13 protein-coding genes are annotated in these 13,515 nt (G+C 50.9%); 7 read left to right on the forward strand and 6 right to left on the reverse strand.

All coding sequences use genetic code 11. The features are described from left to right. Nucleotides 1-422: 422 nt before the first annotated feature. Both fre and ubiD read right to left on the reverse strand, forming a co-directional pair. Complete coding sequence (gene fre / locus COW15_RS08595; RefSeq protein ID WP_293631774.1) at nt 423-1,121, reverse strand: NAD(P)H-flavin reductase; 699 nt, start codon at nt 1,119-1,121, stop codon at nt 423-425. A 114-nt stretch (nt 1,122-1,235) separates the two neighbouring features. Beyond that, the gene (gene ubiD, locus COW15_RS08600) at nt 1,236-2,717 is read right to left on the reverse strand and encodes a 4-hydroxy-3-polyprenylbenzoate decarboxylase (protein ID WP_293631810.1); all 1,482 of its coding nucleotides are present in this window, start codon (nt 2,715-2,717) and stop codon (nt 1,236-1,238) included. 159 nt (nt 2,718-2,876) lie between these two features. Here ubiD and COW15_RS08605 point away from each other — a divergent pair, with 159 nt between their 5' ends. Beyond that, nucleotides 2,877-3,512: a hypothetical protein gene (locus tag COW15_RS08605; protein WP_293631775.1), complete on the forward strand. Its 636-nt coding sequence runs from the start codon at nt 2,877-2,879 to the stop codon at nt 3,510-3,512. Nucleotides 3,513-3,561: 49 nt separating this feature from the next. On the opposite strand, the gene COW15_RS08610 is transcribed toward COW15_RS08605, so the two are convergent. From COW15_RS08610 to arfB, 4 genes are all read right to left on the reverse strand, one after another. Then, the gene (locus COW15_RS08610; RefSeq protein ID WP_293631776.1) at nt 3,562-4,239 is read right to left on the reverse strand and encodes an SDR family NAD(P)-dependent oxidoreductase; all 678 of its coding nucleotides are present in this window, start codon (nt 4,237-4,239) and stop codon (nt 3,562-3,564) included. Nucleotides 4,240-4,316: 77 nt separating this feature from the next. Next, nucleotides 4,317-4,766 (reverse strand): acetyl-CoA carboxylase biotin carboxyl carrier protein, encoded by a 450-nt coding sequence (accB, locus tag COW15_RS08615; protein WP_293631777.1) that lies wholly within the window; start codon nt 4,764-4,766, stop codon nt 4,317-4,319. 39 nt (nt 4,767-4,805) lie between these two features. Then, complete coding sequence (aroQ, locus tag COW15_RS08620) at nt 4,806-5,246, reverse strand: type II 3-dehydroquinate dehydratase (protein WP_293631778.1); 441 nt, start codon at nt 5,244-5,246, stop codon at nt 4,806-4,808. A 108-nt stretch (nt 5,247-5,354) separates the two neighbouring features. After that, a complete protein-coding gene (gene arfB, locus COW15_RS08625) occupies nt 5,355-5,792 on the reverse strand; it encodes an alternative ribosome rescue aminoacyl-tRNA hydrolase ArfB (RefSeq protein ID WP_293631779.1) in 438 nt (145 codons plus the stop codon). Between the two features lie 136 nt (nt 5,793-5,928). On the opposite strand from arfB, the gene COW15_RS08630 reads away from it, so the two are divergent. The 6 genes from COW15_RS08630 (at nt 5,929) to COW15_RS08655 (ending at nt 13,396) form a co-directional block, all read left to right on the forward strand. Continuing rightward, nucleotides 5,929-6,294 carry an STAS/SEC14 domain-containing protein gene (locus tag COW15_RS08630; RefSeq protein ID WP_293631780.1) on the forward strand — a complete coding sequence of 122 codons (366 nt, stop codon included), beginning with the start codon at nt 5,929-5,931 and terminating at the stop codon, nt 6,292-6,294. A gap of 38 nt (nt 6,295-6,332) precedes the next feature. Next, nucleotides 6,333-6,539 (forward strand): DUF3012 domain-containing protein, encoded by a 207-nt coding sequence (locus COW15_RS08635; RefSeq protein WP_293631781.1) that lies wholly within the window; start codon nt 6,333-6,335, stop codon nt 6,537-6,539. A gap of 192 nt (nt 6,540-6,731) precedes the next feature. Further along, on the forward strand, nt 6,732-7,205 hold the full coding sequence (locus COW15_RS08640; RefSeq protein ID WP_293631811.1) for a hypothetical protein: 474 nt from the start codon (nt 6,732-6,734) through the stop codon (nt 7,203-7,205). Between the two features lie 241 nt (nt 7,206-7,446). Further along, nucleotides 7,447-8,868, forward strand: a complete 1,422-nt coding sequence (locus COW15_RS08645) for a TolC family protein (protein WP_293631782.1) — start codon at nt 7,447-7,449, stop codon at nt 8,866-8,868. A 10-nt stretch (nt 8,869-8,878) separates the two neighbouring features. Then, nucleotides 8,879-10,156, forward strand: a complete 1,278-nt coding sequence (locus COW15_RS08650; RefSeq protein WP_293631783.1) for an efflux RND transporter periplasmic adaptor subunit — start codon at nt 8,879-8,881, stop codon at nt 10,154-10,156. A 27-nt stretch (nt 10,157-10,183) separates the two neighbouring features. After that, nucleotides 10,184-13,396 (forward strand): CusA/CzcA family heavy metal efflux RND transporter, encoded by a 3,213-nt coding sequence (locus COW15_RS08655; protein ID WP_293631784.1) that lies wholly within the window; start codon nt 10,184-10,186, stop codon nt 13,394-13,396. Nucleotides 13,397-13,515 lie beyond the last annotated feature (119 nt).

Raw genomic sequence — 13,515 nt, forward strand, 5'->3', positions numbered from 1 at the left:
TTAAAGTTTCCATGATAGAGAGAAGACAAAGGTTACAGGGGCACCAATCTCTTCGGAGTTGCCGCAGCAAAAAGATAGGACAGGCAAAGCTCTTTTGGGATAAACAGCCGACACCGAGATTACAGTAGTTCACCTCCCCCTGCGAAGTTGCTGAAGGGCGTTGAAGAAAATAGCGTGATGCAGACAGGACGTCTGCGTAGCTTTCGGGGGGAAGGGACGCCCCATCGGAAGCGTTAGCGATTTTCGAATAAGCACGAAGCCACTAACTAATGCATAAAACTTCGATAGGGGCGTCTTGGAGAATCCAAGGAGGATAGGACGAGCAGTCCTCCTTGGTCGACTCTTTATTAAAAAATCAGGGGTTGAAGACCCACGACTTTGATCCAAACGAAGTTTGGAAAGCTTTAAATTCGATCAACGCGTTATTTGATAAACGCGAACGCATCTCCGTAGAGATGTGCTTCCTCAACACCAATCTCGCGAAAGATTTCCCGTGCTGCACCCACCATATCGAAGCGGCCGGCGATATAGATGTCGTAGCCATTTAAGCTGACAAAATCCTGTTTGATTTGGGCTAATAGATTGGCAGTTTTACCCTGCCAATTAGCCGGGGCTTCTTCGATAACGGGGACGAAGTGTAGCCAAGGGTGGGCGTCGTGCCACTGCCGGGCGATGGCTTCAAAGTACATGGCATCTTGGGTGCGACAACCCCAATAGAGTGTGGTTTCAACCTGTTGGCCGAGGGCGATTTGTTGCTCGACGATACTCTTAATGTAAGAGAAACCAGTGCCGCCGGCGATTAACAGGCGAGGGCGAATACTCTCGTTACGTAGGTAGGCTTCGCCGCCTGGGGCTTCGATGTCGATATGGCTGCTGGTTTTTAAACGCTCGACCACTTGCATTGGGTAGCTTTCGCTGACGGCGGCGCCAATGTGTAATTCAATAAACTCGGCATTGGGCGCTGACGCGATAGAGAAGGGGCGTTTATCTTTTTCACCCATAACAACACATAAGTATTGTCCCGCTTGAAAATCGAAGGCGGTTTCTGGCTTTAACAACACTCGATAAACGGCATCGTTAAATGGGCTAACTTTCTCTATCTTACAGCGTATGGTTTTCATCAAACTTCCTTTGCACCTTTTATCAACGTTATGTGTCTAGGTGTCGCTTTAGCGGCCAATTATTGGCCTATTCTCTTGGCTTAAGTGGGTACTTGAGTATGTGCTTAAGCTGAATTATAGGGTTGGGCTGTCGTCTATGCCTAACTCATCCCAAATTGAGTCGATCTTTTGTTTAACCTTTGGGTCCATCACGATTGGCGTGCCCCATTCGCGATTGGTTTCACCTTCCCACTTATTGGTGGCATCGAGTCCCATTTTCGAGCCTAAGCCCGCGACGGGTGAGGCAAAATCGAGGTAGTCGATCGGGGTATTTTCGATCATCACGGTATCGCGTTTAGGGTCCATGCGGGTGGTGATCGCCCAGATCACATCCTGCCAATCGCGGCAGTTCACATCCTCATCGACGATAACAATAAACTTGGTATACATAAATTGGCGTAGGAAAGACCACGCGCCCATCATCACCCGTTTGGCGTGCCCCGGATATTGTTTGCGAATAGAGATCACCGCCATGCGGTATGAGCAACCCTCAGGTGGCAGATAAAAATCAACGATCTCAGGATATTGCTTACGCAAAATCGGCACGAACACTTCGTTTAATGCGACACCCAGCATGGCGGGCTCATCCGGTGGACGGCCAGTGTAAGTGCTGTGGTAGATGGCATCTTTACGCTGAGTGATGTGGGTAACGGTAAACACTGGAAACTTATCGGTTTCGTTGTAGTAACCCGTGTGATCGCCGTAGGGGCCTTCTTCCGCCAGTTCCTCAGGATCGATATAGCCTTCGAGGATGATTTCACTGGTGGCGGGCACTTCTAAGTCGCAGCTCAATGCCTTGCAGACTTCGGTACGTTCACCGCGCAGTAAACCGGCAAAAGCGTATTCGCTCATGGAGTCGGGGACTGGGGTGACGGCACCTAAAATGGTCACAGGATCGGCGCCGAGTGCGACCACAACAGGGTAACGCTCACCGGGAAATTGTTGTTTAAAATCAGCAAAATCTAACGCGCCGCCACGGTGGGATAACCAGCGCATGATCAGCTTGTTTTTCCCCAGTAACTGTTGGCGATAAATACCTAAATTCTGACGACTCTTGCGCGGGCCTTTGGTGATGGTTAAGCCCCAGGTCACCAGTGGTGCGACATCGCCCGGCCAGCAATGCTGAATAGGTAATTGGGTCAAATCGACCTCATCGCCAGTCTTGATGATTTGTTGGCAAGGCGGATTGCGCACTGTCTTTGGCGGCATATTCAAGGCTTGCTTGAACATAGGGATCTTAGCGATCGCGTCTTTAAAGCCCCGAGGTGGTTCGGGTTCTTTTAAAAAGGCTAACAGTTCGCCCACTTCGCGCAGGGCTAAGGGGTCGTCTTTACCGAGCGCCATAGCCACACGTTTTGGTGTACCGAACAGGTTAACCAACACAGGCATGTGATGATTTTTGGGATTTTCAAATAATAGCGCAGGGCCCTTAGCACGTAATACGCGATCGGCGATCTCTGTCATTTCTAAATGAGGATCAACTGGGTAGCTAATGCGTTTGAGTTCGCCATTGGCTTCTAAGTGATCAATAAAGCTGCGTAAATCCTTAAAGCTCATGTGGAAATAGCCTCTGCAGTGAAAATCCGTGTGGCGCGCACTATAGCATTTTTCTGTTTTAGGGTTAACCAATTCAGTGATCTTCAAGCTTTTGAAGCGTAAAATGGGTGCCAGTAAGTCACGATTGATCTCGCTTACACCCTTTATTTCGAGGTTTATATGCATATCTCCCAGCTGTTTGCCCAACAAAAGCGCGGCCCAAGTGAGCCATATGTTGCCCATAGGCGGCAGCTAAAGGGCTTGGTTTTATCCGTGGCTCTGGGGATGTTGATGTTGGGGGCTCCAACGGCAACCTTGGCCAGTCAGCGTGGCTACTCGGAACATCATAGTGCTAACCAATACAATAACCACCATTCCCATAGTCATCATGCTTATCGCCCTTACTATCGCCCGTACAATCCGTGGGGCAGTTGGTATTCGGGTTGGAATCTTGGCTATGGTTGGGGTTCCCGTGGTTATTGGAATTCACCTTACTCTAGCATCGGCCTATCGATTCCCCTGGGCTATGAGGAGGAACCCGTTGCTGTTTCAGCCCCTGTGCGGGTGACGACCAGTATGCAGTATGCTCCGAATGAAGGGCGTATGGTGGCGAGCATGCCTAACAGTGCAAACGGCCAAATAGCGAATGCGAAGGAGGCACTTGCACCTAAGGTTCAGCGGGCTCGCAGTGTGTCGAGTTTACCGAGTAATGCCAGAATAGTGCAGCAGGGTGGCCACACTCTATATGAGTGGCAGGGAGTGCTTTATGCCTACGATTGGAACAGCCAAACCTATCAAGAACAGCTCGTTAAATAGCTTTTGGGATTCTATGACAGGGGAGCCATATTAGGCTCTCTGTTTATTGCTAACGACGTTGTATGGTGATATCGGCGATATAACCATGCTCTGTGGCGATAAGTGCTTGTTTTAGCATGCCAGCCGCTTCATCGGCGGACATAAAATGCGTGGTATCTAGCATTTTACCGCTACTGGGCCAAAAGCCTGTGTCCATGCCGCCGGGATATACGGCAATCAACTTCATTGGGCTTTGTTTAAGCTCTAATCGCACCGATTCGATAAACCCCCGCACCGCCCATTTTGCTGCGCAGTAAGTGGACTCTCCCGCCTTGGCGGCAAGTGCAGCGGTGGACATAACCACAACCACAGTGACCGCTTGATCTTTATAGCGTTTCACTAATTCCCGCACCAACAGAATCGTCGAGGTGACATTGTTCTCGAGCAGGCTTTGGATATCACTGGCCCCTTGGGTTTCAATCGCACCAAAGTAGCCACTGCCCGCGCAGTGGATCACAGTTTTAGGCACATGTGTTAGGCCATCGAACAGGGCTTCGAGGCTCGATTCACTGGCGAGATCGGCGGTGATCGCAGCGATAGGCTTGTTGGAGAAGGGCGTTAATGCATTGGCGACGGTTTGTAGACGCTCGGCATTGCGGCCTGTGAGTGTCAGTGGTTCATTCTCTTTGGCGTAGAGCGATGCTAGCGCCGCGCCTAAACCACTGCTGGCGCCAGTAATGAGTATCATATTGACCTCGTGAGTATTTCTTTGTTTATCCCTAGGCTCAATACCTAAGTTGACCTGTGGGTCTTGCAGTTGATCAGTTAGTTGATGGTAAAGAGCGGCTGGTCGAATGCGACTTCATCGCCGTCTTTTACCCAAATGGCACGAATGACACCATCCCGCTCAGCTTCTATGGGGTTTGTCATGCCCATAGCTTCGATAATGCAAATCACCTCACCTTGACTTACCCTCTGGCCGACCTTGACCAGAGGAGCTTCGCCTACATCTGCGGTGGCGTAAAAGGTGCCCACCATAGGGGAGACTTGCACAAAATCTTCAGCACTTGATGAAACGGCGGTTTGCTTTGCCTGTGCACTCAAAGGCGTTACTCGTGCTGTGGGGATCGTTTGCTGTGACGGCACACTGGTTGGCATAGAACTGTAGCGGGTGATACGGATCGACTCTTCACCTTCGGTGATCGCCAGTTCTGCAATACCAGATTCATTCACTAATTCAATGAGTTTTTTAATTTTACGAAGATCCATTGCCATCTGTCCTAGTCCTCGAAAAGCACGATAAAGTGATAAAACCTAAGCGGTTTGCTTAAGGCATTTTATGGCCGCTGCTAGCGCAAACTCATAACCCTGCGAACCGAAACCACAAATCACGCCTATCGCCTTATCGGAAAAATAGGAATGGTGGCGGAAGGCTTCACGGGCATGGACATTGGATAAATGCACTTCATAGAAGGGAATATCCACCCCAAGTAGCGCATCGCGCAGGGCAACGCTGGTATGGGTAAAGGCCGCTGGGTTGATAATGATCATCTGCGCATCGGTGGCATGAATCGCGTTGATCAGCTCAAATTCGGCATTCGATTGCAGGTGCGTTAGTGTTACTCCTGCCGCCTGCGCCTGTTCGTTGAGCACGGCTACTATATCGGCCAAGGTTTGATGACCATAAACGCTAGGCTCGCGTCGGCCTAAGAGGTTGAGATTGGGGCCATTGAGGAGCAAAATTTTGTGACTCATTGCGCTTTCCTTTACTCGCTGCCTTGGGATTAAAGCTGGAGGCATTTTTTAGTTTTGTCGATAGGTCACTAAGTTAACCTGTTCAAATCGATTTTGCATTATCTGTTATTAACCCAAATAGTCAGTCTTCTGCTGGCGCATGGCTTTAGTCGCGCCTTTTTGTTTCTTGGACTCTAATCGCCGCGTTTGGCTGCCTTTAGTGGCGCGGGTAGGGATGCGTTTTTTCTGCACTTCACCGACACTGGCGACTAATTCGATGAATTGCTCCAACGCGCTCTGACGGTTAGCATCTTGGCTGCGACTCGCTTGGCATTTGATAATGATTTTGCCACTTTTAGTGATGCGGTGATCGGCCTTGTTGAGCAAGCGTTCCTGGTAAAACTCGGGTAATGATGAGCTTTTAATATCGAAAATAAGCTGCGCCGCGGTAGAGACTTTATTGATATGTTGGCCACCCGCACCACTCGAGCGGATAAATTGCCACTCGATTTCATTTTCCTGAAGTTCCACACGGTTTGAGATTTTTATCATGGCAAACTTAGGCATTTTTCAGCATGGATTGAGAAGCTATCAATAATCACTTATGGCTTTTCAATAGATTTGTTATCATCGGGCGCATTCTTTGCCACTGCATTGGTCAAGGCCATTGCTTGCAAAAGTGTTCTCGATTCGGAGTGCCTCTATGTTATGCCAAATCCCCGATATTGCTAAGGGTGTTATCAGTCTTTTTGCCAGTGGCCGACTATCCTCCACCGATTATCGGACCCGTTTACAGCCAGCGATTAAGAGTTATCGTAAGGATTGGGGCCAAGTTTGCCTGTATATTGAGGCGGATGTATTACTCGAGGGCTGGGAATTTGAGTCACTCACGGGCAGTGGTGAAGTCCAATTACCTAATTTTGAAGCTCTAGTGTTTGTCGGCGGCCCGGATTGGGTGGGTAATGCGGTGCGTTTACTTGGACCTTTTATGCAAGGCGAAGTGGCATGGTTTCCCCTAGAACAGAAAGCCAAAGCGATTGCTTGGATCACTAAGCGTTCGAATAACTAATTGCCCAAGATGGGTTTTATTTTTATAAGGAATTAATTATGTCATTGTTGAAATCTTTTACCGCTAAATCCGCCGTTGCCAAACTCAGTGCCATTGCTTTGGTACTCGCTTTTACTGCAGGACTGAGTGCCTGCGCCCCCGAAGTGGGTAGCGATGCTTGGTGTAAGCAGATGAAAGAAAAGCCTTCTGGCGATTGGACTGCCAATGAAGCCGCCGATTACGCTAAGCACTGCGTGTTTAAGTAAGTCGTGTTTAAGTAAGTTGAGTGGTAATCGATCACAGCTTGGCGGCTTTTGCTTGCGGGCTGTGAACTTATGCTTAAAATGCGGGTCATAAATTCCGTTATCCGTTATCCGTTATCCGTTATCCGTTATCCGTTATCCGTTATCCGTTATAGGTGATATTTGATTTCTACCGTTAAGCCTTTCTTTATCAGAATGGCGATGTTCCTGATAGCCATCATAGTGCTGCAATTTGCGGGCGCGAATTTGGGTACGCATCAGTTACATGCGGGTAATAGCGTCGAGGAATCCGAGAATCATCCCCATCTGCAATTTAGTGCTCAAGTGACCGCACTGGCCCAATGCCTCGATTGTGTGTGTCCAAATGAGCAAGCCCTAGGCTTTGCCGATATTGATACTGGTATTGATGTGCGAGGCAACAATGCGGGCGAGAACTATGCCATCACGGGTGAGAACCAAGCCAGCGAATGGCATTCCCACTTAGTGAAAACCACAGAAATCCAAGATTTTGACCTGTGCCTCGACTGCCAATGCCATGGTGGCCATGTGGCGCTATTAACCCAAGTGGTTAGCCAGCCTGTGCCTATGGTTGAAAGTCTTTATATGGCTCACGATTTACCCTATTTTTCCCCTGATAATCCCCCTAAATATCGTCCTCCCATTGCTTAATCCTGTAATCCTGCTTATCAACGGCCAGTCCATTACACAGCGCCGCGTGGTAAGCCACTCAGTTTACAGTCTTTACGTTTATCCCTGAAAAAGATGCGACTTACCACCTAGGACTAGCATGCGAAATGCTATGGGTTTGAGCCGTGAATGTTTTTTAAGGGGATGATCCGATCGGTGCCAATTTGCCTTCCTTTCACTGGGGGCGTTGGCCGATCCCTATTCGATATTGTTAGGATTTGCGATGAAGAAAACGATTATCGCCCGCACCCTATTAGGTCTGTTGAGTGGTGGTGTACTGCTATCCGCTTTGCAGCTTTCAGTCGCCTTAGCCGCTGAACCCCTCCTTGAAGCCAAGGTAGTCGAGGCTGACACTAAAGTTATTGAAGCTGGCTCAACGGATTTGCTCTCCAAGGAAGCTGATTTAGTCATCGTTTCCTTTGGCAAATGGCTGCCGGAGTTAGTGAATAAATTTAACCAGTTACCAGAAGTGCAGGCACAGCTAGTCCGCCAGCAGCAGGCCGAGCTTGCTATTCAGGCGGCGGATCGCGCCGTCTATAACCCCGAACTTGGGCTGAATTATCAAAATGCCGATACAGATACCTACAGTTTAGGGCTGAGTCAAACCTTAGATTGGGGCGACAAGCGTGGCGTGGCGACCCGCCGTGCCCAGCTCGAAGCGCAAATTTTATTTGCTGATATAGGCTTAGAGCGCGGACAAATGTTTGCCGAGCGATTGTTAGCACTCGCCGAGCAAGCACAGGCACGCAAGGCGCTGACCTTTGCCGAACAGCAACTGAGGTTTACCAAGGCACAGCTCAATATTGCCAAGCAACGATTGGCGGCGGGGGACTTGTCCGATGTGGAGCTACAACTGATGCAGCTCGAACTCGCCAGTAATTCGGCCGATTATGCCTTGGCCGAACAAGCCGCATTAGTGGCCGATGGTAAAGTGATTGAATTGCTTGGCAATGATCAGTTTGCGTTTAGTGAGTTTATCGAGAGTATTGATGGAACATTCACACAGTTCAGCAAAGCCTCGGGGACTGAGCCAAGATTACCCGCACTGACGATTGCCTATCAGCAAGTGCTGCTGGCTAGGGTCAATGCCATGCAGATCAAGGCCGATACGACAGCGGATCCGACCATCAGTATCGCCGCCGAGAAGGAGGGGACAGACAATAAACTGGGCATAGGTGTGTCAGTCCCACTACAGGTTCGTAATAATTACAGTGAGTTACAGGCAATCGCCGAGAAAGGTACCTCCATCGCAGAACAACAATTCCTTGCCCGTGAGCGAGTGCTAACCGCCAAGCAGAAACAAGTCGATCATGCCTTACCGCGCTTACTCGCCCGTTATCAAGATTGGCGTGAATTAGTGCAAACTTCAGGTGCCAAGGCCGCTAAATCCCTAAGCCAACAATGGCAGGCGGGTGATATGAGTACCAGTGAGTACTTACAGAGTCGGCGTCAGTTAGCCGCCAGCTATTTGGTCGGCTTAAGCCTCGAAACTGCTATTTATCAGACTTGGCTAACTTGGATGGGGGAAAGTGGTCAACTTATGCCCTTTGTCGAGCAGATCATCTCATCCCCAAGCATGCTCAAACAGGCTAATGCCGCACCTTCGATAACGTCTAATGCCGCCGCAGGCACTGCCAATGAATGAGGTTATAGCAATGAATTCAAATATCCACCGAGTTAATACCCTTCTGCCTGCGACAGTTGCAGTGCCAACAGAGCGTTCGTTTACACGCTCAAGACTCGCCCTTGCGTTATCGATTTTGGTTTCGCTCACATTCACCCTCGCCCAGCCAGTATGGGCGAGTGGCGATCATGCAGCTGAGAGCCCGGCCGCAAGCGGTGTCTCGGCCCCAGCAGCGCAGGGGGATGAACATAGCGAGCAGGCATTAAAGTTCACCGAGGCGCAGCAAGCTTTAGCGGGCATTAGCTTGTTACCCCTGTCGAGCGATAGCTTGAATATCGCCAATTTGAATTTGGATATCAGGGCGACGGCGACCTTAGTGGTCGATCGAGATAGAACCGCGACTCTGGCGCCGCAGCTCGATGTGCGGGTGCTTGCACGCCATGTAGTGCCGGGGCAAGAGATTAAAAAAGGTGAGCCTTTACTCACCTTGGGCGGCGCAGCCGTTGCGCAGGCGCAGGCGGACTACATCAATGCCGCCGCCGAATGGAGCCGAGTTAAGCGCATGAGCGAAGGTGCGGTTAGCGTTAGTCGGCGGATGCAGGCTCAGGTGGATGCCGAACTTAAACGGGCGATTTTAGAGGCGATTAAGATGACGCCAACACAAATTCGCGCACTGGAATCGACGCCAGAAACCATAGGCAGTTATCAACTCCTAGCGCCGATTGATGGCCGAGTGCAGCAGGATATTGCCATGCTCGGTCAAGTGTTCATTGCTGGGACGCCCTTAATGCAGCTCACCGACGAGTCACATTTGTGGGTCGAGGCGCAGTTAACGCCCACTCAGGCAGCAGATATCAAGATTGGTAGCGCCGCCTTAGTGCAAGTGGGAGACAAAACCTTGGCGGGTAAGATTATCGGCCGCTCCCATGAACTCGATAACGTGACCCGCACCGAGCAAGTGTTAGTGAGTCTGCCCAATCCCGAACACGTTCTGCATGCGGGACAATTCGTTGAATTGTACTTTGCCAATACTAGTGCGAACTCATCCGATAAGGTTGGCGGTGGAATCGTGCTGCCCGATGCGGCGCTGACTCGTGGTGGTGACGGTGATTGGCAGATCTTTATTCAAGATGAGGATGGCTTCGAGTCCATTGAAGTCGAAGTGGTGCAGCGTCAACGCGGTTTGAGTCTAGTGCGTGGGCCAGAGCTTGAAAAGGCTAAGCAGGCTCAGCTCAAGATTGTGGTTTCTGGCGCATTTTTCTTGGCATCCGAGCAGGCGAAAGCGGGCTTCGATATTCACGCCCACTAATACAAGCCCTCGTTTTGGAGATTTGCTATGTTGCAAAAAATAATCGAAGCCGCGATTAAAAATCGGCTATTAGTGGTGCTGGCCCTGCTCACCGTGATTGTCGGCTGCGCGGCCATGTTGCCTAAATTGAATCTTGATGCCTTTCCCGATGTGACTAATGTGCAAGTGACCATCAATACCGCGGCCGAAGGCTTAGCCGCCGAAGAAGTGGAAAAGCTCATCAGTTACCCGGTGGAATCGGCCATGTACGCCTTGCCAGCCGTGACTGAGGTGCGCTCGTTATCGCGTACGGGGTTGTCGATTGTGACTGTAGTATTTGCCGAGGGCACTGATATTTACTTCGCCCGCCAGCAAGTGTTTGAGCAGTTACAGACGGCGCGGGAGATGATCCCAAGTGGCGTCGGTGTGCCAGAAATCGGCCCTAATACTTCAGGTTTGGGGCAGATTTATCAGTATATTCTGCGCGCCGAGCCAGATTCCGGCATAGGGGCCGCTGAGCTTAGAAGTCTCAATGATTATCTGGTGAAGCTTATCCTGATGCCGGTTGGCGGCGTGACCGATGTTTTATCCTTTGGTGGCGATGTGCGCCAGTACCAAGTGCAGGTCGACCCGAATAAACTGCGTGCCTATGGCTTGTCGATGGCGCAGGTGACCGAAGCGCTAGAGAGCAATAACCGCAATGCCGGCGGTTGGTTTATGGATCAAGGCCAAGAGCAACTTGTCGTGCGCGGTTATGGTATGTTGCCCGCAGGAGAAGAAGGTTTAGCGGCGATCGCGCAGATCCCGCTTACGGAGGAGAAAGGTACGCCCGTTAGAGTTAGCGACATTGCTAGCGTCGATTTTGGCAGCGAGATCCGTGTTGGCGCTGTGACTATGACCCGCCGCGATGAGGCTGACAAAGTACAACATCTTGGCGAAGTGGTGGCGGGCGTCGTGCTTAAACGTATGGGTGCCAACACTAAGGCGACTATCGATGATATTGGCGCGCGGGTGAGTCTTATCGAGCAGGCACTGCCCGATGGCGTGTCCTTTGAGGTGTTTTATGATCAAGCGGAACTGGTCGATAAGGCCGTGACCACAGTGCGCGATGCGCTGTTAATAGCCTTTGTGTTTATCGTGGTGATCTTGGCGCTGTTCCTCGTCAATATCCGCGCGACCTTGCTGGTGCTGCTGTCTATCCCAGTATCCATTGGTTTGGCATTAATGGTGATGTCTTACTATGGACTCTCTGCCAACCTGATGTCCCTTGGTGGTCTGGCGGTGGCCATTGGTATGTTGGTCGATGGTTCTGTGGTGATGGTGGAGAATATTTTCAAACACTTAACCCAGCCAGATCGCCGCCATTTAGCCGAGGCGCGGGATAGAGCCGATGGTGAGATTGACCCCTACCACAGTGATGAGGACGGCGGTAAAAACGGCGTTGAATCGAATATGGCTATCCGTATCATGCTGGCCGCCAAAGAGGTGTGTAGTCCAATCTTCTTTGCGACGGCGATTATCATAGTAGTGTTTGCGCCGCTGTTTGCCCTCGAAGGCGTGGAAGGCAAGCTGTTCCAACCTATGGCGGTCAGTATTATATTGGCCATGATCTCGGCCCTTATGGTGGCCTTGATTGCCGTGCCAGCCCTAGCGGTTTATTTGTTTAAGCGCGGCGTGGTGCTTAAACAGAGCGTGGTCCTAGCGCCGCTGGATGCTGCTTATCGCAAGTTACTGACGGCAACGCTTGCTAGACCTAAGGTGGTGATGCTCAGCGCCTTATTCATGTTTACTTTGAGTCTATTGTTGCTGCCAAGGCTGGGCACCGAATTTGTGCCCGAGCTAGAGGAAGGCACGATTAACCTCAGGGTGACGCTGGCACCGACCGCGAGCCTTGGCACCTCCTTAGACGTGGCGCCAAAGCTTGAGGCCTTGCTGCTGGAATTCCCCGAGGTGGAATATGCCTTGAGCCGTATTGGTGCGCCCGAATTAGGCGGCGATCCTGAGCCTGTCAGCAATATCGAAGTCTATATTGGCCTTAAGCCCATCGAAGAATGGCAATCGGCTAGCTCGCGCTTGGAGCTACAACGGCTGATGGAGGAAAAGCTCAGTGTCTTCCCCGGACTGCTGTTGACCTTCTCACAACCGATTGCGACGCGGGTCGATGAGTTGCTCTCTGGGGTAAAGGCGCAGTTGGCGATTAAGCTTTTTGGTCCCGATTTAGATGTCTTATCTGAAAAAGGACAAGCGCTCAGCGATCTGGTGGCGAAAATCCCCGGCGCTGTGGATGTGTCATTAGAGCAAGTGAGTGGAGAGGCGCAATTGGTTGTGCGGCCAAAACGCGAGTTATTGGCGCGCTACGGCATTAGTGTCGATCAGGTGATGAGCCTCGTCAGTCAAGGTATTGGTGGCGCCAGCGCTGGTCAAGTGATCGATGGCAATGCCAGATACGACATCAATGTGCGCCTCTCCACCGCGTTTCGCCAAAGCCCAGATGCGATTAAAGACTTGTTACTCAGCGGCACGAATGGCGCAACCGTGCGCCTAGGCGAAGTCGCCAGTGTCGAAGTGGAAATGGCGCCGCCGAATATTCGCCGTGACGATGTGCAGCGCCGTGTGGTGGTGCAGGCCAACGTGGCGGGCCGCGATATGGGCTCTGTGGTGAAAGACATTTATGCCCTAGTGCCACAGGCGGATTTACCCGCGGGATACACAGTGATAGTGGGCGGCCAGTATGAGAACCAGCAGCGGGCACAGCAAAAGTTGATGCTAGTGGTGCCGATTTCTATCGCCTTGATTGCCTTGCTGTTGTACTTCTCCTTTGGCTCTGTCAAGCAAGTCTTGCTTATCATGGCGAACGTGCCCTTAGCCTTGATTGGCGGCATAGTGGCCCTGTATATCAGTGGCACTTATTTGTCTGTGCCTAGCTCTATTGGCTTTATCACGCTATTTGGGGTGGCCGTGCTCAACGGCGTGGTGCTGGTGGATTCGATTAATCAGCGCAGGCAAAGCGGCGAAGCACTCTATGATTGTGTTTATGAGGGCACGGTTGGGCGTTTACGCCCCGTGTTGATGACGGCATTGACCTCGGCCTTAGGTTTGATCCCGATTTTATTATCATCGGGCGTTGGCAGTGAGATCCAAAAGCCGCTGGCAGTGGTGATTATCGGTGGTTTGTTTAGCTCGACGGCGCTGACCTTGCTGGTGTTGCCGACCTTATATCGCTGGCTATATCGTGGCGATAAGCAACAGATACTCGAATAGGTTTTAAATGGCGTTTTGTGGCGCGGCTCAATGTTAAAGCCTAAAAATCAGTGAGCTATAGCGTTCGATATAGTCTAGGCTTAGCACTTGGATTAAGGATTAATATCTCCGGAGAACAT

It is taken from the genome of Shewanella sp. CG12_big_fil_rev_8_21_14_0_65_47_15, assembly GCF_002783505.1.
GTDB lineage: Bacteria > Pseudomonadota > Gammaproteobacteria > Enterobacterales > Shewanellaceae > Shewanella.